The sequence below is a fragment of the Mycobacterium paraterrae genome (genome assembly GCF_022430545.2).
Lineage (GTDB): Bacteria > Actinomycetota > Actinomycetes > Mycobacteriales > Mycobacteriaceae > Mycobacterium > Mycobacterium paraterrae.
Genome location: NZ_CP092488.2, coordinates 767,530 through 787,791, shown reverse-complemented (window position 1 = coordinate 787,791; position 20,262 = coordinate 767,530). Strand labels below are relative to the sequence as shown.

The 20,262-nt window shown below is 68.2% G+C and carries 16 protein-coding genes and 1 pseudogene; 7 read left to right on the top strand and 10 right to left on the bottom strand.

What is annotated here, in order from left to right; all coding sequences use genetic code 11:
- Window positions 1-83: 83 nt before the first annotated feature.
- The 4 genes and pseudogenes from MKK62_RS03630 to purH all read left to right on the top strand — a co-directional run bounded on the left by MKK62_RS03630 (window position 84) and on the right by purH (window position 4,505).
- Entirely contained in the window at window positions 84-911 is an 828-nt protein-coding gene (locus MKK62_RS03630; protein ID WP_240262369.1) for a DUF5336 domain-containing protein, read from the top strand.
- Between the two features lie 62 nt (window positions 912-973).
- Window positions 974-2,138 (top strand): annotated as a pseudogene (locus tag MKK62_RS03625) (cell division protein PerM); the annotation flags it as partial.
- A gap of 169 nt (window positions 2,139-2,307) precedes the next feature.
- Window positions 2,308-2,937: a phosphoribosylglycinamide formyltransferase gene (gene purN / locus MKK62_RS03620; RefSeq protein WP_240262371.1), complete on the top strand. Its 630-nt coding sequence runs from the start codon at window positions 2,308-2,310 to the stop codon at window positions 2,935-2,937.
- Complete coding sequence (purH, locus tag MKK62_RS03615) at window positions 2,934-4,505, top strand: bifunctional phosphoribosylaminoimidazolecarboxamide formyltransferase/IMP cyclohydrolase (RefSeq protein ID WP_240262372.1); 1,572 nt, start codon at window positions 2,934-2,936, stop codon at window positions 4,503-4,505. The genes purN and purH overlap by 4 nt, the downstream gene beginning before the upstream one ends.
- A gap of 7 nt (window positions 4,506-4,512) precedes the next feature.
- Here purH and MKK62_RS03610 read toward each other — a convergent pair whose 3' ends face one another.
- Together MKK62_RS03610 and MKK62_RS03605 are read right to left on the bottom strand one after the other, a co-directional pair.
- The gene (locus MKK62_RS03610; protein WP_240262373.1) at window positions 4,513-5,523 is read right to left on the bottom strand and encodes an alpha/beta hydrolase fold domain-containing protein; all 1,011 of its coding nucleotides are present in this window, start codon (window positions 5,521-5,523) and stop codon (window positions 4,513-4,515) included.
- Between the two features lie 291 nt (window positions 5,524-5,814).
- On the bottom strand, window positions 5,815-5,961 hold the full coding sequence (locus MKK62_RS03605; RefSeq protein WP_240262374.1) for a hypothetical protein: 147 nt from the start codon (window positions 5,959-5,961) through the stop codon (window positions 5,815-5,817).
- A gap of 25 nt (window positions 5,962-5,986) precedes the next feature.
- Here MKK62_RS03605 and MKK62_RS03600 point away from each other — a divergent pair, with 25 nt between their 5' ends.
- The 3 genes from MKK62_RS03600 (at window position 5,987) to MKK62_RS03590 (ending at window position 9,748) form a co-directional block, all read left to right on the top strand.
- The gene (locus MKK62_RS03600) at window positions 5,987-6,310 is read left to right on the top strand and encodes an LGFP repeat-containing protein (RefSeq protein ID WP_240262375.1); all 324 of its coding nucleotides are present in this window, start codon (window positions 5,987-5,989) and stop codon (window positions 6,308-6,310) included.
- Window positions 6,311-6,387: 77 nt separating this feature from the next.
- Window positions 6,388-7,782: a sigma 54-interacting transcriptional regulator gene (locus MKK62_RS03595; protein ID WP_240262376.1), complete on the top strand. Its 1,395-nt coding sequence runs from the start codon at window positions 6,388-6,390 to the stop codon at window positions 7,780-7,782.
- Complete coding sequence (locus MKK62_RS03590) at window positions 7,775-9,748, top strand: vWA domain-containing protein (RefSeq protein WP_240262377.1); 1,974 nt, start codon at window positions 7,775-7,777, stop codon at window positions 9,746-9,748. Before MKK62_RS03595 ends, MKK62_RS03590 begins: the two co-directional genes overlap by 8 nt.
- Before the next feature lie 9 nt (window positions 9,749-9,757).
- Here the strand turns inward: MKK62_RS03590 and MKK62_RS03585 are convergent, their stop codons facing one another.
- From MKK62_RS03585 to MKK62_RS03550, 8 genes are all read right to left on the bottom strand, one after another.
- Window positions 9,758-10,360, bottom strand: a complete 603-nt coding sequence (locus MKK62_RS03585; RefSeq protein ID WP_240262378.1) for a DUF1707 SHOCT-like domain-containing protein — start codon at window positions 10,358-10,360, stop codon at window positions 9,758-9,760.
- A 64-nt stretch (window positions 10,361-10,424) separates the two neighbouring features.
- Window positions 10,425-11,807: a ClC family H(+)/Cl(-) exchange transporter gene (locus MKK62_RS03580; RefSeq protein ID WP_240262379.1), complete on the bottom strand. Its 1,383-nt coding sequence runs from the start codon at window positions 11,805-11,807 to the stop codon at window positions 10,425-10,427.
- 33 nt (window positions 11,808-11,840) lie between these two features.
- A complete protein-coding gene (locus tag MKK62_RS03575; protein ID WP_240262380.1) occupies window positions 11,841-12,611 on the bottom strand; it encodes an enoyl-CoA hydratase family protein in 771 nt (256 codons plus the stop codon).
- A complete protein-coding gene (locus tag MKK62_RS03570) occupies window positions 12,611-13,777 on the bottom strand; it encodes an acyl-CoA dehydrogenase family protein (protein WP_240262381.1) in 1,167 nt (388 codons plus the stop codon). Before MKK62_RS03570 ends, MKK62_RS03575 begins: the two co-directional genes overlap by 1 nt.
- A complete protein-coding gene (locus MKK62_RS03565; protein ID WP_240262382.1) occupies window positions 13,774-15,759 on the bottom strand; it encodes an acetyl/propionyl/methylcrotonyl-CoA carboxylase subunit alpha in 1,986 nt (661 codons plus the stop codon). Before MKK62_RS03565 ends, MKK62_RS03570 begins: the two co-directional genes overlap by 4 nt.
- A 5-nt stretch (window positions 15,760-15,764) precedes the next feature.
- Window positions 15,765-17,360 (bottom strand): acyl-CoA carboxylase subunit beta, encoded by a 1,596-nt coding sequence (locus MKK62_RS03560; protein WP_240262383.1) that lies wholly within the window; start codon window positions 17,358-17,360, stop codon window positions 15,765-15,767.
- Window positions 17,357-18,505, bottom strand: coding sequence for an acyl-CoA dehydrogenase family protein (locus MKK62_RS03555; RefSeq protein WP_240262384.1), 1,149 nt, complete (start codon window positions 18,503-18,505; stop codon window positions 17,357-17,359). The genes MKK62_RS03560 and MKK62_RS03555 overlap by 4 nt, the downstream gene beginning before the upstream one ends.
- On the bottom strand, window positions 18,502-20,136 hold the full coding sequence (locus tag MKK62_RS03550) for an acyclic terpene utilization AtuA family protein (protein ID WP_240263840.1): 1,635 nt from the start codon (window positions 20,134-20,136) through the stop codon (window positions 18,502-18,504). Before MKK62_RS03550 ends, MKK62_RS03555 begins: the two co-directional genes overlap by 4 nt.
- Between the last annotated feature and the right edge of the window lie 126 nt (window positions 20,137-20,262).

The following is a 20,262-nucleotide window of genomic DNA, read 5'->3' as shown; positions in this document are numbered from 1 at the left end:
GCCTCGCGTGGAGCGGCGCGCGGGAGTAACCAGCGCCGCACGACAATGGCGCCCCAACCGCATCGGAAGGCACAGGACAAGCCATGACTTACCCGCCCGGCAACCCCGGATATCCGCCCGCGCAGTCGCCCGGCTCCTACGGAGCTCCCGCATCGACGTCGTTCGCGAAGTCGGAGGACGCCGAGAGCAACCTCAAGCACTACCTGACCATTGCGGTCGCGGTGCTGGGCGTGCTGACCTACCTGGCCAGCTACTTCCCGATGGTCTCCCGTGTGCTGCCCAACGGCGACGAGCTCGTCGAAAAGGGCAGCACTCTGCCGGTCGACCTCGTGTTGCTGGCCGGCCTACTGGCCGGGGTCAGTCTGTTGCCCAAGGCCAAGAACTACCTCGCCGTCGTCGCCGCGATCTCGCTTCTGGGCTCGCTGCTGCTCATCCAGGACACCGTCGACGCGTCGGATCGCGGCGCCGGGTTGTGGATCGCTGTCACCGCCGGTGTCGTGCAGGCCGGTCTGGCCGTCGCCGCTCTCCTGCTCGACGCGGGCGTGATCACCGCACCGGCGCCTCGTCCGAAGTACGACCAGTACTACGGCCAGTACGGCGGCTACTACGGCCAGCAGCAGGCCCCCTACCAGCAGTCCGGCTACGGGGCGCAGTACGGCGGTTACCCGTCCGGCCAGACGACCGGTGGATTCCCCGCACAGCCGGGACCTCAGCCGAGCTCCGTCCAGTCCCAGCAGCACGGATCGCCAACCCCGCCAACGGGTTTCCCGAGCTTCAGCCCGCCGCCGTCGCCCGGCTCCAACACGCCGGGCCAGGGCAACTCCAGTGACCAGGGCGGCCCTGTCCACGGCCAGCACGAGTACGGCTCAGGTCAGCAACCGCAGGCGCCGTCGGGTCCGTCCCAGTCCTGACGGGTGCGTCCAGGCGCGGCGAGTCGCCTACTGCCCGATCCGGTAGGTAACGTCCTCAAACCGTGACCCCGGACAGTCGAACCCCGGGCGCCCATCAGGCGCGCGACCTCGTGCGGGTCGCGTTCGGCCCAGCGGTGGTGGCGTTGGTGGTCATCGCCGCAGTGACGTTGTTGCAGTTGGTCATTGCCAACAGCGACATGACCGGCGCGCTGGGTGCGATCGCAAGCATGTGGCTCGGCGTGCATCAAGTGCCGATTTCGATCGGCGGCCGCGAGCTGGGTGTCATGCCGTTGCTGCCGGTGCTGCTGATGGTGTGGGGAACGGCGCGGACTACCGCGCACGCCACCGCGCCCACGGCGTCCTGGTTCGTCACGCGCTGGATCGTGGCCTCGGCGCTGGGCGGGCCCCTGCTGTTCACGGCGGTCGCGCTGGCGGTCATCCACGACGCCGCGTCGGTGATCACCGAGTTGCAGACGCCGAATGCTTTCCGAGCATTCTGCAGCGTTCTGGTGGTGCACGTTATCGGCGCAATCATCGGGGTCGGGTCGAGGGTCGGACGACGCGCCCTTGCGGCGTCGCCGCTACCGGACTGGGTGGCCGATTCGCTGCGCGCGGCAGCGGCCGGGGTCCTGGCGCTGCTCGGGCTGTCCGGGATGGTGACGGCCTGCTCGTTGGTCGTGCACTGGGCGACGATGCAGGAGCTGTACGGGATCACCGCGTCGCTGTTCGGTCAGTTCAGCCTGACGGTGCTGTCGATCCTGTACGTGCCCAACGTGATCGTCGCGACCGCGGCGATGGCGGTCGGATCGAGCGCCCACCTGGGTTTTGCGACGTTCAGCTCGTTCACGGTTTTCGGTGGTGACATTCCCGCGCTGCCGGTGTTGGCGGCGGCCCCCCACCCGCCGCTGGGCCCGATCTGGGTCGCGCTGCTGATCGTCGGCGCGTCCTCCGGGGTTGCGCTCGGTCAGCAGTGCGCGCGACGGCCGTTGCCACTTTCCGACGCGATGGCGAAGGTCGGCGTTGCGGCGTTGGTCGCGGCGCTGACGCTGGCATTGCTCGGGTACGCCGGCAGTGGCCAGCTCGGCAACTTCGGCGGCGTCGGAATCGACCAGGGCACATTCGGTTTCGCGATCTTCCTGTGGTTCACCGCGATCGGTGCGCTCACCGTCATGATGGCCGGCGGCATTCGGCGCCGCCCGCGCCGACCCAAGCCGGCTCCCGTCGTGCCGTCTGCCGAGCCACCGCTATCGGCCGAGCCGACCCCGGACCGCGACCCCGACGACTCCGAGGTCGCGACCCAGGACCTGTCGGGCCTCGATCTGCCCGACGAGCACGACCGCTAGACATCCCCAGGGTGGTAGCGGGCAGCGTCGTCGGCCGAAGTAGGCTCTGACCTGTGCAGCAATCGTTCCGTGTGCCTCCCAGCGCACCGGCACGGTTGGTCGTGCTGGCCTCAGGCACCGGTTCGCTGCTGGCGTCACTGCTGGACGCCGCGGTCGGTGACTACCCGGCGCGGGTGGTGGCCGTCGGCGTCGACCGCGACTGCGCGGCCGTCGACATCGCCTCCGCTGCCTCCCTGCCCTCGTTCCGGGTGCGGCTTGGCGACTACCCCGATCGCGAGGCATGGGACGCCGCGCTCACCGAGGCCACGGCCGAGCATTCGCCGGACCTCGTCGTGTCGGCGGGTTTCATGAAGATACTTGGACCGCAGTTCCTTTCGAAGTTCGAGGGCCGGACGCTCAATACCCATCCGGCGCTGTTGCCGGCCTTTCCCGGCGCGCACGGGGTGGCCGACGCGCTGGCCCACGGCGTCAAAGTGACCGGGTGCACGGTGCATCTGGTCGACGCCGGCACCGACACCGGCCCGATACTGGCCCAGCAGGCCGTTCCGGTGCTCGACGACGACGACGAACAAACCCTGCACGAACGCATCAAGGTGATCGAACGGCGACTCTTGGTGGACGTGATAGCCGCGGTGGCGACTGGCGGCGTGACCTGGATCGGACGAAAGGCGACTATCGGATGAGTAACAGTGAAGGCAGGCGGCCGATCCGCCGCGCGTTGATCAGCGTGTACGACAAGACCGGTCTGGTCGACCTCGCCAAGGGACTGGCCGATGCCGGGGTAGAGATCGTCTCTACCGGCTCGACAGCGAAAACCATTGCCGACAAGGGCATTCCGGTTACCCCGGTGGAAGAACTCACCGGCTTTCCGGAGGTGCTCGACGGTCGGGTCAAGACCTTGCATCCCAGGGTCCATGCCGGGTTGCTCGCCGACCTCCGCAAACCTGAGCACGCCGAGGCCCTCGAGCAACTCGGCATCGCGGCGTTCGAGTTGGTGGTGGTCAACCTATACCCGTTCAGCGAGACCGTGGAGTCGGGCGCGGGCGTCGACGAGTGTGTCGAGCAGATCGACATCGGCGGACCATCGATGGTCCGCGCGTCAGCCAAAAATCATCCCAGCGTCGCGGTGGTCACCGACCCGCTGGGTTACGACGGCGTGCTGGCCGCCGTGCGCAGCGGCGGGTTCACGCTCGCCGAGCGAAAGAAGTTGGCGTCGTTGGCCTTTCGGCACACCGCCGAGTACGACGTGGCAGTGGCCGGCTGGATGGAATCGACGCTGGCGCCCGAGGAGCCGGCGACGGAATTCCCCGAATGGGTGGCCGGCACATGGCGCCGCTCGACCCAGCTGCGCTACGGCGAGAACCCGCACCAGAAGGCCGCGCTGTATGTCGACGACAGCGGCTGGCCCGGCCTGGCGCAGGCCGAGCAACTGCACGGAAAAGAGATGTCCTACAACAACTTCACTGACGCCGACGCCGCCTGGCGGGCGGCATTCGATCACCAGGACATCTGCGTCGCGATCATCAAGCACGCCAATCCCTGCGGCATCGCCATTTCGTCGGACTCAGTCGCCGACGCGCACCGCAAGGCTCATGAATGCGACCCGCTCAGCGCGTTCGGTGGCGTGATCGCGGCCAACACCGAGGTCAGCGTCGAGATGGCCGAATACGTCAGCACGATCTTTACCGAAGTGATCGTCGCGCCGGCCTACGCGCCGGGCGCCGTCGACGTGCTGGCCCGTAAGAAGAACATCCGGGTGCTGGTGGCCGCGCAGCCGGAGGGTGACGCGTTCGAACGCCGTCAGATCAGCGGCGGGCTGCTGGTGCAACAACGCGACCGGATCGACGCACCGGGCGACGACCCGAACAACTGGACGCTGGCGACCGGTGAGCCGGCCGACCCGGCCACGCTGGCAGACCTGGTCTTCGCCTGGCGAACCTGCCGGGCGGTGAAGTCCAATGCGATCGTCATCGCCGGTGGCGGCGCGACCCTCGGCGTCGGTATGGGCCAGGTGAACCGTGTCGACGCCGCCCGCTTGGCCGTCGAGCGTGGGGGAGACCGGGTCCGGGGTGCGGTCGCCGCGTCCGATGCCTTCTTCCCGTTCCCGGACGGCCTGGAGACCCTGGCCGCCGCGGGCGTCAAGGCGATCGTGCATCCGGGCGGCTCGGTGCGCGACGACGAGGTGACTGCCGCCGCGGCCAACTTCGGCATCGCGCTCTACCTGACCGGCGCGCGGCACTTCGCGCACTAGTCGTGCGCTAGGCGGTGATCTCGTCCTGCACGCTGGTCGCGTAGCGGATGAAGGCCGCGACCTCCGCGACCGCCCGGCGGGCGTCGGGGTTGACGTCGAAGCTCAGCTGGAACATGTGCATCGCCTTGTGCCACAGCTGGACCCAGACTGCGACGTTTTGTTCGCGTAGCCGTTCGGCGAACACAACGGTGTCGTTGAGCAGCATCTCGTGGGTGCCGGCTTGCAGCAGGAATGGGCCCAGCCCGCGAAGGTCGGCCTCGGGCGGCATCAGCGGCGGCGGCCGGGTGCCGTTCACCGTCGCGAACACGTCGTAGATGAACTTCACCGTCATGAACGGAAACATCACGTCGCGGTGGTCTTTCAGCGCCCGGTACTTCAGGCCCATGTCCGACGAGGTCAGCGGCGACATCAATGCCTGCCCCGCCGGCACCGGCAGCCCGGCGTCCCGCGCGGCCAATGCGACGTCGGCGGCCATCAGTCCGCCGGCCGAGTCGCCGGCCAACACGATCCGCTCGGGCGCGAATCCCTGCGCCAGCGCGAAGCGGTAGCCGTCCAGACCGTCCGCGACGGCCTCTTCGATGCTGGCCTGCGGTGCCAACCGGTAACCGACGTTGAGCACTTTGGCGCCGGTCGCCTGCGACAACCGGCTGACGAAGCGGCGGTGGGAGTTAAGGCCCAGGGTGACCAGCGCCGAGCCGTGGAAGTACACGATCAGCGACGTCGAATCGCGTGCTTCGGGTGCGACGACCCATTCGGCCCGACAGTGCGGCAACTCGACCTGCGTGACGTCGGTGCCGGGCAACGGCCGGATGAACTTCATCGAGCCGTCGATGCCGTCGAGTCGGACGCGTTGCAGGGTGTCTGGGCTAATGCGATTGACCACGATGCCGATGAGGGTCAAGGTGGCCAGCACCGGGCGGACGAAGATGGCGGTCAACACGGCGAGCACGGTGGACTGCCACGAGGCGGGGCCGAAGTGCGCGGTCTCGGGCCGTTCGCGCCAGTCGAGTGAATTCACGGTACTGAGGGTATCGGGTAGCTGGGCACGCATCGTCAGGGCCGTCGGTTGATGCTCGGCAGAACGCTCGACCGCCGCTCAGCAAAGCGCCGTTCTTTGCCGGCCGAGCGGCCTCGAGACGTCTCTTCCGAACAAGATCGGATCGGCTTAGAGTCACGGTTCGGGCACGTCAAACGGGACGAGTCCGAGCCGATCGATGAGTATTCGAAAGGAAATAATGCACGCGCTCAACAGAAGAACAGCGTCGTTCTCGGTCGCTCTTGCAGCTCTCGCATTTCTCGGTGCGGGGTGTCACCAATCGAACAACTCGAGCAGTTCCTCGTCGAGTTCCGCAGCGACCTCGACGTCGTCCGCGATGATGTCGTCGGCTGTCGCCTCGCCAACCTCGAGCGTGACGGCCAGCCCGTCGCCGACGCAGATCGCCGGCAAGAACGGCACCCTGTACACCGTCGAGGGGCCGATTTTGGCCAAGTGGGAGACCCTCACCGACGAGCAGAAGAAGGACCTCGGCGCGCCCTACGACAACCAGAAGAACACCGCCGACAACACCGGCGTTTACCAGCAGTACGACGGTGGCGTCCTGATCTACAAGAACGGCGGACCGGTCTACCTGGTGTGGGGCAAGATCCGCGACGCGTGGAACGACAACCAGGCCTCGCAGGGCAGGCTGGGGTATCCGACCGCCGACGAGACGAAGGAGCCGGACGGCACCTACAAGTCGACGTTCGAGCACGGCACCATCACCTGGAAAGAAGGGGACGACAACGCGACGGTGACGTTCAGCTGATCGCATCTCGCTTCAGCACCTGGGAAGGCCGGGCAATCCAGCGATTGCCCGGCCTTTCGATTTATCAGTAGCGTGGTGTGGTGACCGCTGCGAACAACCTGCCCCGTACCGTCGGCGAACTACGTGCCGCCGGGCACCGCGAACGGGGCGTCAAGCAAGAGATCCGGGAAAACCTGTTGGCCGCGTTGTCGTCAGGGCCGGACGCTCCGGAAATCTGGCCGGGCATCCTCGGGTTCGAAGACACCGTGCTGCCGCAGCTGGAGCGGGCGCTGATCGCCGGTCACGACTTCGTGCTGCTGGGCGAGCGCGGCCAGGGCAAGACCCGGCTGCTGCGGGCGCTGATCGGCCTACTCGACGAGTGGACGCCGGTGATCGCGGGCGCCGAACTCGGGGAGCACCCGTACAGCCCGATCACCCCGGAGTCGATCCGCAAGGCCGCCACCCTCGGTGACGACCTGCCCATCGAATGGCGGCATCGCAGCGAGCGCTACACCGAGAAACTGGCCACCCCCGACACCAGCGTCGCCGACCTGGTCGGCGACATCGACCCGATCAAGGTCGCCGAAGGCCGCAGCCTGGGCGACCCCGAAACCATCGCCTACGGCCTGATCCCGCGGGCGCACCGCGGCATCGTCGCCGTCAACGAGCTGCCCGACCTGGCCGAGCGCATTCAGGTATCGATGCTGAATGTGATGGAGGAGCGCGATATCCAGGTCCGCGGCTATACGTTGCGGCTGCCGCTGGACGTCCTGGTGGTCGCCAGCGCCAACCCCGAGGACTACACCAATCGCGGTCGCATCATCACCCCGCTCAAGGACCGGTTCGGTGCCGAGATCCGCACGCACTACCCGCTCGAACTCGATGCGGAGGTCGCGGTCATCACCCAAGAGGCGCACCTGTCCGCGCAGGTGCCGGAATACCTGATGCAGGTGATCGCCCGGTTCGCCCGCTACCTGCGTGAGTCGAATTCCATCGACCAGCGGTCGGGAGTGTCGGCCCGATTCGCCATCGCCGCGGCCGAAACCGTCGCGGCCTCGGCGCGCCACCGCGGCGCGGTGCTCGGCGAGACCGACCCGGTGGCCCGAGTGGTCGACCTGGGCACCGTGATCGACGTGCTGCGCGGCAAGCTCGAATTCGAGTCCGGCGAGGAAGGTCGCGAGCAGGCCGTGCTGGAACACCTGCTGCGCCGCGCCACCGCGGACACCGCGTCGCGCGCGCTGGGCGGCATCGACGTCGGCCCGCTGGTGTCGGCCGTCGAGGGCGGCTCCGCCGTGACGACCGGCGAGCGGGTAGCAGCCAAGGACGTGCTGGCGGCATTGCCGAATCTGCCGGTGATCGACGCGATCGCCAAGCGGGTCAGCGCCGAGTCCGAGGGCGAGCGCGCCGCGGCGCTCGAATTGGCCTTGGAGGCACTGTATTTGGCCAAGCGCATCGATAAAGCATCCGGAGAAGGCGAAACCATTTATGGCTAGACGCCACTCCTCACGCTATTCGGCCTATACCGGCGGCCCGGATCCCCTTGCGCCGCCGGTAGATCTGCGCGAGGCGCTCGAACAGATCGGCCAGGACGTCATGGCGGGAACCTCGCCGCGACGGGCATTGTCGGAGTTGCTGCGCCGCGGCACCAAGAGCGTCAGGGGCGCCGACCGGCTGGCCGCCGAGGCCAACCGGCGACGACGAGAGTTGCTGCGCGAGAACAACTTGGACGGCACGCTGCAAGAGATCAAGAAGCTGCTCGACGAGGCGGTGCTGGCCGAGCGCAAAGAGCTGGCCCGGGCCCTGGACGACGACGCCCGGTTCGGTGAGCTGCAACTCGACTCGCTGTCGCCGTCGCCGGCGAAGGCCGTGCAGGAGCTCTCCGAGTACGGCTGGCGCAGCGACGAGGCGCGCCAGAAGTACGACCAGATCAAGGATCTGCTCGGCCGTGAAATGCTCGACCAGCGCTTCGCGGGCATGAAGGAAGCCCTCGAGGGTGCCACCGACGAGGACCGTCAACGCGTCACCGACATGGTCAACGACCTCAACGACCTGCTGGACAAGCACGCCAAAGGCGAAGACACGCAGCAGGATTTCGAAGACTTCATGGCCAAGCACGGCGAATTCTTCCCGGAGAACCCGCACAACGTCGAGGAGCTGCTGGACTCGCTCGCCAAGCGAGCCGCCGCCGCACAGCGGTTCCGTAACAGCTTGAGCCCGGACCAGCGTGCCGAGCTGGATGCATTGGCGCAGCAGGCATTCGGATCGCCTGACTTGATGCAGGCACTGGGCCGGCTCGACGGGCATCTGCAAGCGGCGCGCCCCGGCGAGGACTGGGACGGCTCGTCGGAGTTCAGCGGCGACAACCCGCTCGGCATGGGCGAGGGCGCACAGGCGCTCTCCGATATCGCCGAGTTGGAGCAGCTCGCCGAGCAACTGTCGCAGAGCTATCCGGGGGCGACCATGGACGACGTCGACCTCGACGCGCTGGCCCGTCAGCTCGGCGACCAAGCCGCGATCGACGCCCAGACGCTGTCCGAGCTCGAACGCGCGCTGGTCAACCAGGGCTTCCTGGACCGCAGCTCGGACGGTCAGTGGCGGCTCTCACCGAAAGCCATGCGTCGTCTCGGCGAGACAGCGTTGCGCGATGTGGCTCAACAACTTTCCAGCCGCCACGGCGAGCGCGAACTTCGGCGCGCGGGCGCGGCGGGTGAGCTCACCGGTGCCACCCGGCCCTGGCAGTTCGGCGACACGGAGCCGTGGAACGTGACGCGCACGCTGACCAACGCGGTGCTGCGACAAGCCGGCACCCGAACACTGGACGGCCCGCTCGACATCACGGTCGACGACGTCGAGGTCTCCGAGACCGAGACCCGCACGCAGGCCGCGGTCGCGCTGCTGGTGGACACCTCGTTTTCGATGGTGATGGAGAACCGTTGGCTGCCGATGAAGCAGACCGCGCTCGCCCTCGACCATTTGGTGCGCACCCGGTTCCGGTCAGATGCGCTGCAGATCATCGCGTTCGGCCGCTACGCGCGCACAATGAGCAGCGCCGAGTTGATGGGCCTGGAAGGCGTCTACGAGCAGGGCACCAATCTGCATCACGCGCTGGCGCTGGCCGGGCGGCACCTGCGCCGGCATCCGAACGCGCAACCTGTGCTGCTGGTGGTCACCGACGGCGAGCCGACCGCCCATCTCGAGGACTACGGTGACGGCTCGCCGACGGTCTTCTTCGACTATCCGCCGCATCCGCGGACCATCGCCAACACCGTGCGCGGGTTCGACGAGATGGCGAGACTGGGCGCGCAGGTGACGATCTTCCGGTTGGGCAACGACCCCGGGCTGGCCCGGTTCATCGATCAGGTGGCCCGCCGTGTCGAGGGCCGAGTGGTCGATCCCGATCTTGACGGTCTCGGCGCCGCGGTCGTCGGCGACTACCTGCGGTCGCGTCGGCGAAGGTAGTCCGGCGAACTAGCTCTGGGCCTTGCGGTTCTTGCGCCGGACACCGACGCCGCCCCACAGCGAGAAGCCGCGGATGCGTACCGTCGGGGCGCCGGGTGTGCCCTGGCCTTCGACCTCGTGGTCGAAACCGCCCATCACGCCGCGGCCCTTGATCTCGACGTTGACTTCGGGCGGCAGCAGGATGGTCTGCCCGCCCATGATCGAGTGGGCGTTGATCTCGACGTCGGTCGAGGTGAAGTCCGCGTAGCGCAGATCGATCACGCCGCCGCCCCACAGCGCGAACGTCGTCAGCTTCTTCGGGACGTTCCACCGGCCGCGACGCTCGAAGGCGCTCATGATCGCCAGCAGCAGCATCGACGGCGCCGGCTTGGTGGCGCCGCCGCGCTGCGGGCTCACCGACGACCCGAGCAGGTCCGAGCGCAGCTGGTCGAGGTCGTCGTAGGTCTCGGCGGCGTAGGCCTTGGTGAGGCGGTCCTCGTAATCGCTCATTTGCAGCTTGCCCTGCGCCGCGGCATCGGTGAGCAACTGGGCCACCTGGATACGGTCAGTCTCGGCGGCACGCTTCTCTGCGTCCGGCCGGTCGCGCGCCCCTCGCTGCGCTGACTTGCTCATCATGACGAGCCTACGACGAAGAATTTTTCAAGCAAGCGATCTTGACCAAAATGTTGCGTCAACCTCACGGTTTGGCGGATTCGCGGCGCGCGGCTTGGGCGGCCCGGTCCGCGAGGCGGTCGTAGATGGGACGTGAGCGGATTGCGACGGCGACCAGCATCGCGACGGCGCAGGCGGCAAGCATCGGCGGTAACTGGTTGGTGTTGCCGGTCATCTCCGTGGCCAGGATGAGTCCGGTCACCGGGGCGTGCACCGACGCGGTGAAAAACGCCGCCATGCCGATCAGCGCGCAGGCGGGCAGGCTGGGTACCGCGTGCGGGGTCAGATGCACGGCGACCAATCCCACCACGAGACCGGATTGCGACCCGAGCACGAGCATCGGTGCGAACAGTCCTCCTGGGGTGGCCGCGGCATAGGAGACGACTCCGAGCGCGAACCGGAGCAGGAAAATACCGGCGACCGTCAGCAGCGCGCCGCGGCCGTGCAACGCGTCCTGGGTGAGTCCGTCCCCGCTACCGACCAGCCCCGGTGCGAGCCACACGAGAACCCCTACCCCCGCGCCGGTGAGGGCGGCGCGGACCTCTTTCGGCCAACGGCTGGCGTCGGCCCGCTTCAAGGCGGCCATCACGGAGCTGTTGTAGGCCACCCCGAGCAGACCGGTGACGACGCCAATCGTCAGGATCCAGCCGTACTCGACGAGCCGCGGATCAGCCAGCGGCTTCATGTCGAAGTCGTAGCGCGATTCGACCAACAGGTGGGCGGCCACGAACCCGGACGCGGACGCGACGAGGGTGGCGATGGTGGTACGCGGATCGAATCGCTTGAGAAGCTCCTCGAGTACGAAGACACCGCCGGCGATCGGCGCGTTGAACGCGGTGGCCAGGCCGGCGGCGGCGCCACCGGCGACGAGTACCCGCAGGTCGGCGAGGTTGCGCCGCGTCAGGGTGGCGACGATGACGGCCGCGCTCCCGCCCATCTGCACCGACGGGCCCTCACGTCCCAGCGCCAAGCCGCCGCTGATGGCCAGTAGCCCGCCGACGTATTTCACGGGCAGGATCCGGAATCGGTCGGGCCGCACCCTGCCGTCCGCCACCGCCTCGACGCGAGGGATGCCGCTGCCCTCGGCGTGCGGCTCGATGCGGTGCACCAGGGCCGCCGCGATCGCGGCGGTGGCCGCGCAGGCGAGTATCACGGCAACGAGCCCCCACCACGAGCCGTGCGCCCACCCGGCCACGACCGCGCGCAGGTGCGCTCCGCGCTCGAGTAGCAGCCGAAAGGTCGCCGCGCTGACGCCGGTCAAGATGCCGACCATCGCGGCGGCCACCACGAAGCCGATCAGGCTCTCGGCGCCCTCACCCTCCTCGTCGACCGGATGCTCGGTGGGGCGCTGCCACCCGGTGAACAGGCTGCGAAGGACGTTTCGCCAGTCGCCGGTCTCGTCACTCACCCGTCTTGCATAGCGGAGGAACCTGGGCGGGTGTCAGGTGGCCCAGCTGGGCGGCCGCTTTTCCAGGAACGCCAGCATGCCTTCCCGGGCTTCGTCGGAGACGAACAGGCGGGCCGACTCGGCGCCCAGCCGCTCGGCGTCGCGGTCGAATCCGTCCAGCACGGCGGCGGTGGTCAGCGCCTTCGACGCGGCCAGGCCCTGCGGCGAGCCGCGGCCGATGTCGGCGACCAACGCCGCAACCGCGGCGTCGACGTCGTGGGCGGCCTCGGTGATCAACCCGATCGCCGCGGCGGTCGCGGCGTCGAACGTCTCGCCGGTCAGGTAGTAGCGCGCGGCGGCGCGGGCCGTCAGCTTCGGCAGCAGGGTCAGCGAGATGATTGCCGGCGCGACGCCGATCCGGGCCTCGGTCAACGCGAACGTGCTGCGGGGCCCGGCCACGGCGATGTCGGCCGCGGCGACCAGTCCCATGCCGCCGGCGCGCACGTGGCCGTCGACCGCGACGATCACGGGCAGCGGCGCCTCGACGATGGCCCGCAGCAGCGCCGCCATCTCCCGCGACCGTTGCGCGGTCGCCTGGGCTGGATCCGCATTCGCGGCACCCTGGGACAGGTCGGCGCCCGCGCAGAACGTGTTGCCGGTGTGCCCGAGCACGACGACCCGCACCGCGGGATCCGCGGCGGCGTCGCGCAGACCCTCGTGGAGTTGGGTGACCAACGCCGTCGACAGCGCGTTGCGGTTGTGCGGCGAATTCAGGGTCAGCCGCGCGACATGACCGTCGACGGCGTAGTCGACCACCCGGTCCATCAGTAGCTGCGGGGCAGGCCGAGCGACGTCTGCGCGACGAAGTTGAGCACCATCTCGCGGCTGACCGGCGCGATGCGGGCGAGTCGCGCCGCGGCCATCATTGCGGCAACGCCGTATTCCTTGGTTAGGCCGTTACCGCCGAGCGACTGCACGGCCTGGTCCACGGAGCGGTTAGCCGCTTCAGCCGCAGCGTATTTCGCCATGTTCGCGGCGGTGGCGGCGCCGGCGTCGTCGCCGTTGTCGTACAGCGTGGCGGCCTTCTGCATCATCAGCTTGGCCAGCTCGACCTCGATGTGACATTGCGCCAACGGGTGCGACAGGCCTTGATGCGAGCCGATCGGTGTGCCCCACACCTGGCGGGTCTTGACGTAGTCGGCGGCACGGTCCAGTGCGAAGCGGCCCATGCCGACGGCGCTGGCCGCCCCCATGATCCGCTCGGGGTTCAGGCCGGCGAAAAGCTGTGCGATCGCGGCATCTTCGGCGCCGACGAGTGCGTCGCTGGGCAGCCGCACGTCGTCCAGGAACACCTGGAACTGTCGCTCGGGGCTGATGATCTCCATGTCGATCGGGGTGTAGGTGAAGCCGGGCGCGTCGGTGGGCACCATGAACAACGCGGGCCGCAGCTTGCCGGTCTTCGCTTCCTCGCTGCGCGCGACCACCAGCACCGCCTGCGCCTGGTCGACGCCGGAGATGTAGACCTTCTGCCCCTTGATGATCCAGTCGCTTCCGTCGCGGCGGGCCGTGGTGGTGATCTTGTGCGAGTTCGATCCCGCATCGGGCTCGGTGATAGCGAACGCCATTGTCAGCGTCCCGTCGGCGATGCCCGGGATCCAGCGCTTTTTCTGCTCGTCGGTGCCGAACTTGCTGATGATCGTGCCGTTGATGGCGGGGGAGACCACCATCAGCAGCAGCGCGCTGCCGGCCGCCGCCATCTCCTCCATCACCAGCGACAGCTCGTACATGCCTGCGCCGCCGCCACCGTACTCCTCGGGCAGGTTCACCCCGAGGAAGCCGAGTTGCCCTGCCTCGAACCACAATTCGTCGGTGTGTTCCTGGGCGCGGGCCTTCTTGAGGTAATACTCGCTACCGTATTTCGAGGCCCAGTCCGACACCGCCTTGCGCAGCGCCTTGCGGTCTTCGTTCTCGATGAAGCTGCTGTCGGTCACGGGGTTTCTCCTTCTGCTTCGGGTGTATCGACGCGTGCCAGTACGGCGCCGACTTCGACTTGTTGGCCGGTATCGACGTTGAGTTCTGCGAGCACACCGTCGGCGGGGGCGGTGATGGTGTGCTCCATTTTCATCGCCTCCAGCCAGATCAGGGGCTGTCCGGCGGTGACGGTGTCGCCTACTGCGGCGCCGAGCCGGATCACGTTGCCGGGCATGGGCGCAACCAGTGAGCCCTTCTCGACGGCCGATCCCGGCTCCGGGAAGCGCGGCTGTGCGACGAGGTGCACTGGGCCCTGTGCGGAGTCGACGTAGACATCGGCGCCATAACGCTCGACCGCGAAGCTGCGCGCCACCCCGTGCTCGTCAGCCAGCACAACTTCGCGCGGAGTCGACGACACCAGGTGCACGGATTCGTTGCCGGGCAGCGTCACACCGGTTCTGCCGAAACGGTATTCGACGCGGTGCTCGGCGCCGCTGTCGTCGAGGTAGGTCTTGGCCTGGTAGCCCGACGCCAGGTTGCGCCAGCCGCTGGGCAGCGAGCCGAGCACGGTGGCATCGGCCCGGTTCTGCGCGGCGTCGGCCAGCGCTGCGGCCACCGCCGAGGTCCGGACCACGGCGTTGTCGGCCAGCGGAGCGGACAGCGTCGTCAGGTCGTGGGTGTCGAAGAACGCCGTGTCGGTGTCGCCAGCGAGGAAGGCCTTGTGCCGCAACACGTTCACCAACAGGTCGCGGTTGGTTCGCAGCCCGTGCACCTGGGCGCGGGCCAGTGCATCGGCGAGCACCAGCGCCGCCTGCCGTCGAGTCGGGGCGTAGGAGATCACCTTGGCCAGCATCGGGTCGTAATGGATCGAGACCACCGAGCCGTCGACGATGCCGGAGTCCAGGCGGATTCCGGTGCGCGCCCCCAGCGTGGTGAACCGGGTGCGGGCCGAGGGCACGTCGATGCGGTGTACCTGGCCGGCTTGCGGCTGCCAGTCGCGCGCGGGGTCTTCGGCGTACAGCCGGGCTTCGATCGACGAGCCATGCGCGGCAGGCGGTTCGGCGTCCAACCGGCCGCCGTCGGCCACCTCGATCTGCAGCTCGACCAGGTCCAGGCCGGTGGTCTCCTCGGTGACCGGGTGCTCGACCTGCAGCCGGGTGTTCATCTCCAGGAAGAAGAATTCGCCGTCGTCGTCGGCAAGGAACTCGACCGTGCCGGCGCCGGTGTAACCGATCGCGGACGCCGCGAGCCGGGCGGCCTCGAACAGCCGGGCCCGCATGCCGGGGATGCGTTCGACCAACGGCGAGGGCGCCTCTTCGATGATCTTCTGGTGACGGCGCTGAATGGAGCACTCCCGCTCACCGACCGCCCACACCGTGCCGTGCGCGTCGGCCATCACCTGGACCTCGACGTGGTGACCGGTAGGCAGGTAGCGCTCGCAGAACACCGTCGGGTCGCCGAACGCGGATTGGGCCTCACGTTGCGCCGCCGCGACTTCGGTTGGCAGCGCGTCTAATTGGTCGACCACCCGCATGCCGCGGCCACCGCCGCCGGAGGACGCCTTGATAAGCACCGGCAGCTGCGCGGCGGTCACGGTGCCGGGGTCGAGTTCCTCGAGCACGGGAACACCGGCGGCGGCCATCATCTTCTTGGATTCGATCTTGGAGCCCATCGCGCGGACCGCGTCCACCGGCGGCCCGATCCATGCCAGCCCGGCGGCCTGCACGGCGGCCGCGAAAACGGCGTTCTCCGAGAGGAACCCGTAGCCGGGGTGCACCGCGTCAGCGCCGGAGGCTTTCGCGGCGGCGATGATCGCCTCGGCGTTGAGGTAGTCGCTGGCCTGAGGCAGCCGTACCCGGGCGTCGGCCTCGGCGACGTGTGGGGCGCCCGCGTCCGGGTCGGTGTACACCGCGACGGTGCCAATGCCGAGATTGCGGCAGGTCGCAAACACCCGGCGGGCGATCTCGCCGCGGTTGGCCACCAGAACTCGAGTGATTCCCATTTCCGTCACATCCGGAAGACGCCGAAGCTCGACGTCCCCTTGATCGGGCCATTGGCGATGGCGGACAAACACATTCCCAACACGGTACGGGTGTCCCGCGGGTCGATGATGCCGTCGTCATAGAGCATGCCGGACATCACCATCGGCAGCGACTCGGCCTCGATCTGACCTTCGACCGCGGCCCGCAGCGCGGCATCGGCGTCTTCGTCGACCTGCTGCCCGCGGGCCTCCGCCGCGGCGCGGCTGACGATCGACAACACCCCGGCCAGTTGCGCACCGCCCATCACGGCCGACTTGGCGCTGGGCCAGGCGAACAGGAACCGCGGGTCGTAGGCGCGGCCGCACATGCCGTAATGCCCGGCGCCGTACGACGCGCCGATCAGCAGCGAAATGTGCGGAACGGTGGAGTTCGAGACGGCGTTGATCATCATCGAGCCGTGCTTGATCATCCCGCCTTCCTCGTAGTCCTTGCCGACCATATAGCCAGTTGTGTTGTGCAGGAACAGCAATGGCGTGTTCGAGCGGTTCGCCAGCTGGATGAACTGGGTGGCTTTCTGGGATTCCTCACTGAACAGCACGCCGCGGGCGTTGGCCAGGATGCCCAGCGGATAGCCGTTCAACCGGGCCCAGCCGGTGACCAGCGACGAGCCGTACATCGCCTTGAACTCGTCGAAGTCGGAGCCGTCGACGATACGGGCGATCACCTCGCGGGGGTCGAACGGGATGCGTAGGTCGGCCGGGACGATGCCGATCAACTCCTCGGCGTCGAACAGCGGCTCGACCACCGGCGCCGGTTTCGGGCCCTGCTTCGTCCAGTTCAGCCGCGCGACGATGCGCCGTCCGATCCGGATTGCGTCCAGCTCGTCGACGGCAAAGTAGTCGCCCAATCCCGATACTCGCGAATGCATTTCGGCGCCACCGAGCGACTCGTCGTCGGACTCCTCTCCGGTAGCCATCTTGACCAGCGGCGGGCCGGCCAGGAACACCTTCGAGCGCTCCTTGATCATCACCACGTGATCGGACATGCCCGGGATGTACGCGCCGCCGGCGGTCGAGTTGCCAAAGACCAGCGCGATGGTCGGGATGCCCGCCGCCGACAGCCGCGTCAGGTCGCGGAACATCCGGCCGCCCGGGACGAAGATCTCTTTCTGCGTGGGCAGATCCGCGCCGCCGGATTCCACCAGGGAGATCACCGGAAGCCGGTTTTCGAAGGCGATCTGGTTGGCCCGCAAGATTTTCTTCAGCGTCCACGGGTTGCTGGTACCGCCCTTGACGGTCGGGTCGTTGGCGACGACCAGACACTCGACACCCTCGATCACGCCGATCCCGACGACGGTGCTCGCGCCGACGGTGAAGGCGCTGCCGTAGGCGGCCAGCGGGCTGAGTTCCAAAAACGGCGAGTCTTCATCGAGCAGCAACTCGATCCGCTCGCGCGCGGTCAGCTTGCCGCGGGCATGATGGCGCTCAACGTATTTCGCACCGCCGCCGGCCAGGGCCTTGTCCAGCTCGGCCCCGATCTCCTCCAGCCGGGCCTCAGCGGCAGCGGTGGCTGCGGTGAAGGTGTCACCTTTGGGGTCGAGCGTCGACTTCAGGGCCGTCATGACTGGAATCCCAGCAGCTTGGCGGCCAGTGAGGTGAGGATTTCGGTCGTTCCGCCACCAATGCCCAGGATTCGCATGTCGCGGTATTGGCGTTCGATCTCGGATTCGGTCATGTAGCCCATGCCGCCGAACAATTGCACGCCCTGGTTGGCCACCCACTCGCCGGCCTCGACGGCGGTGTTCTTGGCGAAGCACACTTCGGCGATCAGGTTGGTCTCACCGGCCAGTTGCCGCTCGACCACGTGATGCGCGTACACCCGCGCAACGTCGATCCGGCGGGCCATCTCGGCCAGCGTGTTCTGCACCGACTGCCGCGAGATCAGCGGCCGGCCGAATGTCTCGCGGTCGCGGCACCATTGGACGGTGATGTCCAGGCAGCGCTGGGCGCTCGAATAGGCTTGTGCGGCAAGGCCGATACGTTCGGAAACGAAGGCTTCGGCGATCTGCGCAAAGCCGGTGTTCTCGACGCCGACCAGGTTGGCCACCGGCACGGCGGCGTCGACGTAGGACAGCTCTGCGGTGTCGGAGGAGCGCCAGCCCATCTTGTCCAGCTTGCGGCTCACCTCGAAACCCGGAGTGCCCTTCTCGACGAGCAGCAGCGACACCCCCGCCGCGCCAGGCCCGCCAGTCCGCACCGCGGTGACGACGTAGTCGGCGCGCACCGCCGAGGTGATGTAGGTCTTGGCGCCGTTGACGATGTACTGATCACCGGAACGGGTCGCGGTGGTGCGCAGGTGTCCGACGTCGGAGCCGCCGCCAGGTTCGGTGATGGCCAGCGAGCCGATCTTCTCTCCGGCCAGCGTCGGCCGGACGAACTCCTCGATCAGCCGCTGGTCGCCGGAGGCGATCATGTGTGGCACCGCGATGCCACAGGTGAACAGCGAGGCGAACACTCCGCCGGGTACCCCCGCCTGGTGCAGCTCTTCGCAGACGATCACCGCGTCGGCGCCGTCACCGCCGCCACCGCCGACTTCCTCGGGGAAATTGGCACCGAGCAGGCCGGCTTCGCCTGCGGCACGGTGCAATTCGCGCGGCAGCTCACCGCTGCGCTCCCACTCGTCGACGTGCGGCAAGATCTCCCGTTCGGCGAACGAGCGCACGGTTTTGCGGAGCGCCTCGCGCTCCGGCGTGGTCCAAATGCTCACAACAACCCTTCTGGAATGTCGACGTGGCGGCTGCGCAGCCACTCGCCGAGCCCTTTGGCTTGGGGATCGAACCGGGCCTGGTAAGCCACGCCCTGGCCGAGGATGTCCTCGATGACGAAGTTGATCGCACGCAGGTTGGGCAGGAGATGCCGGGTCACCGGCAGATCCGCGGTCTCGGGCAGCAGCTCGCGGAGCAACTCGACGGTCAACGTATGAGCCAGCCAGCGCCACTGCTCGTCGGTGCGCACCCACACACCGACGTTCGCCGACCCGCCCTTGTCGCCGCTGCGCGCGCCGGCAATGCGGCCCAAAGGAACTCGCCTGGTCGGCCCGACCGGCAGCGGTTCCGGCAAAGCGGGCGCGTCGACCGGTTGCAGTTCGAGAGTCTCCGCGGCGCAGGGGATCTCGACGCGCGTGCCGTCGGCGTGCACGGCGGTGTGCGCCACCGCTGCGGCATCGACATAACCCGGGGTGTACACCCCGTAGACCTGACCGTCACCCGGCGGCGCGGTGACGGTGAAGCCGGGATAGCTGGCCAGCGCCAATTCGACCGCGGCCGAGGAGAATTGACGTCCCACATTGGCCGGGTCGGGGTCGCGGACCACACAGCTCAGCAGCGCGCTGGCGGCCTGTTCGGTGTCGGCGTCGGGGTGGTCAGTGCGGGCCAGTGTCCACTCCAGCTCGGCGGGCTTGACCGACAGCGCGGCTTCTAGCTGCCGTCGCACCAGGTCCGCCTTGGCGTCGATGTCCAGACCGGTCAGCACGAACGTCGTCGCGTTGCGGAAGCCGCCGATGCTGTTCAGCGACACTTTCAGCGTGGGCGGCGGCGCCTCACCGGTGACGCCGGAGATCCGTACCCGGTCGGCGCCGTCGGAGCTCAGCGCGATGCTGTCCATTCGGGCCGTCGCGTCGGGGTTGGCGTAGCGCGCGCCGGTGATCTCGTAGAGCAGCTGCGCGGTAACGGTGTCGACGCTGACCAGCCCGCCGCTGCCGGCATGTTTGGTGATCACCGAGGAGCCGTCGGCGTGGATCTCGGCCAGCGGGAAGCCGGCGTAACTCAGATCGGGGATTTCGGTGAAGAACGAGTAGTTGCCGCCGGTGGCCTGGACGCCGCATTCGATGACGTGTCCCGCGACCACGGCGCCGGCCAGCCGGTCGTAGTCGGTGCGCTGCCAGCCGAAGTGGGCGGCGGCCGGTCCGACGGTCACCGAGGCGTCGGTCACTCGGCCGGTGACGACGATGTCGGCGCCGTCGTTGAGGCAGTCGACGATGCCCCAGGCGCCCAGGTACGCATTAGCGGTCAGCGGTGCGCCCAGCCCGAGCTCCTCAGCCCGTCCGGACAGGTCGTCGCCCTCGACATGGGCCACTCGCGCCGAAACGCCCAGGCGATCGGCCAGCGCGCGCACGGCGTCGGCGAGGCCCGCGGGGTTCAGCCCGCCGGCGTTGGCGACGATGCGCACGCCGCGGTCCTGGACCAGTCCCAGGCACTCTTCGAGCTGGGTCAGGAAGGTCTTGGCGTAGCCGCGCTCGGGATGCTTCATCTTGTCGCGGCCAAGGATGAGCATGGTCAGCTCGGCGAGGTAGTCGCCGGTCACGTAGTCCAGCTCGCCCCCGGCCAGCATTTCGCGCATCGCGGAATGCCGGTCACCGTAGAAACCCGAGCAGTTTCCGATGCGGACCACGGCACCAATTCGAGAAGGTCCCGAACGACCCACTATGCGCCTTCCCTCCGTTGGGATTGGCGGTCAGAAACACCA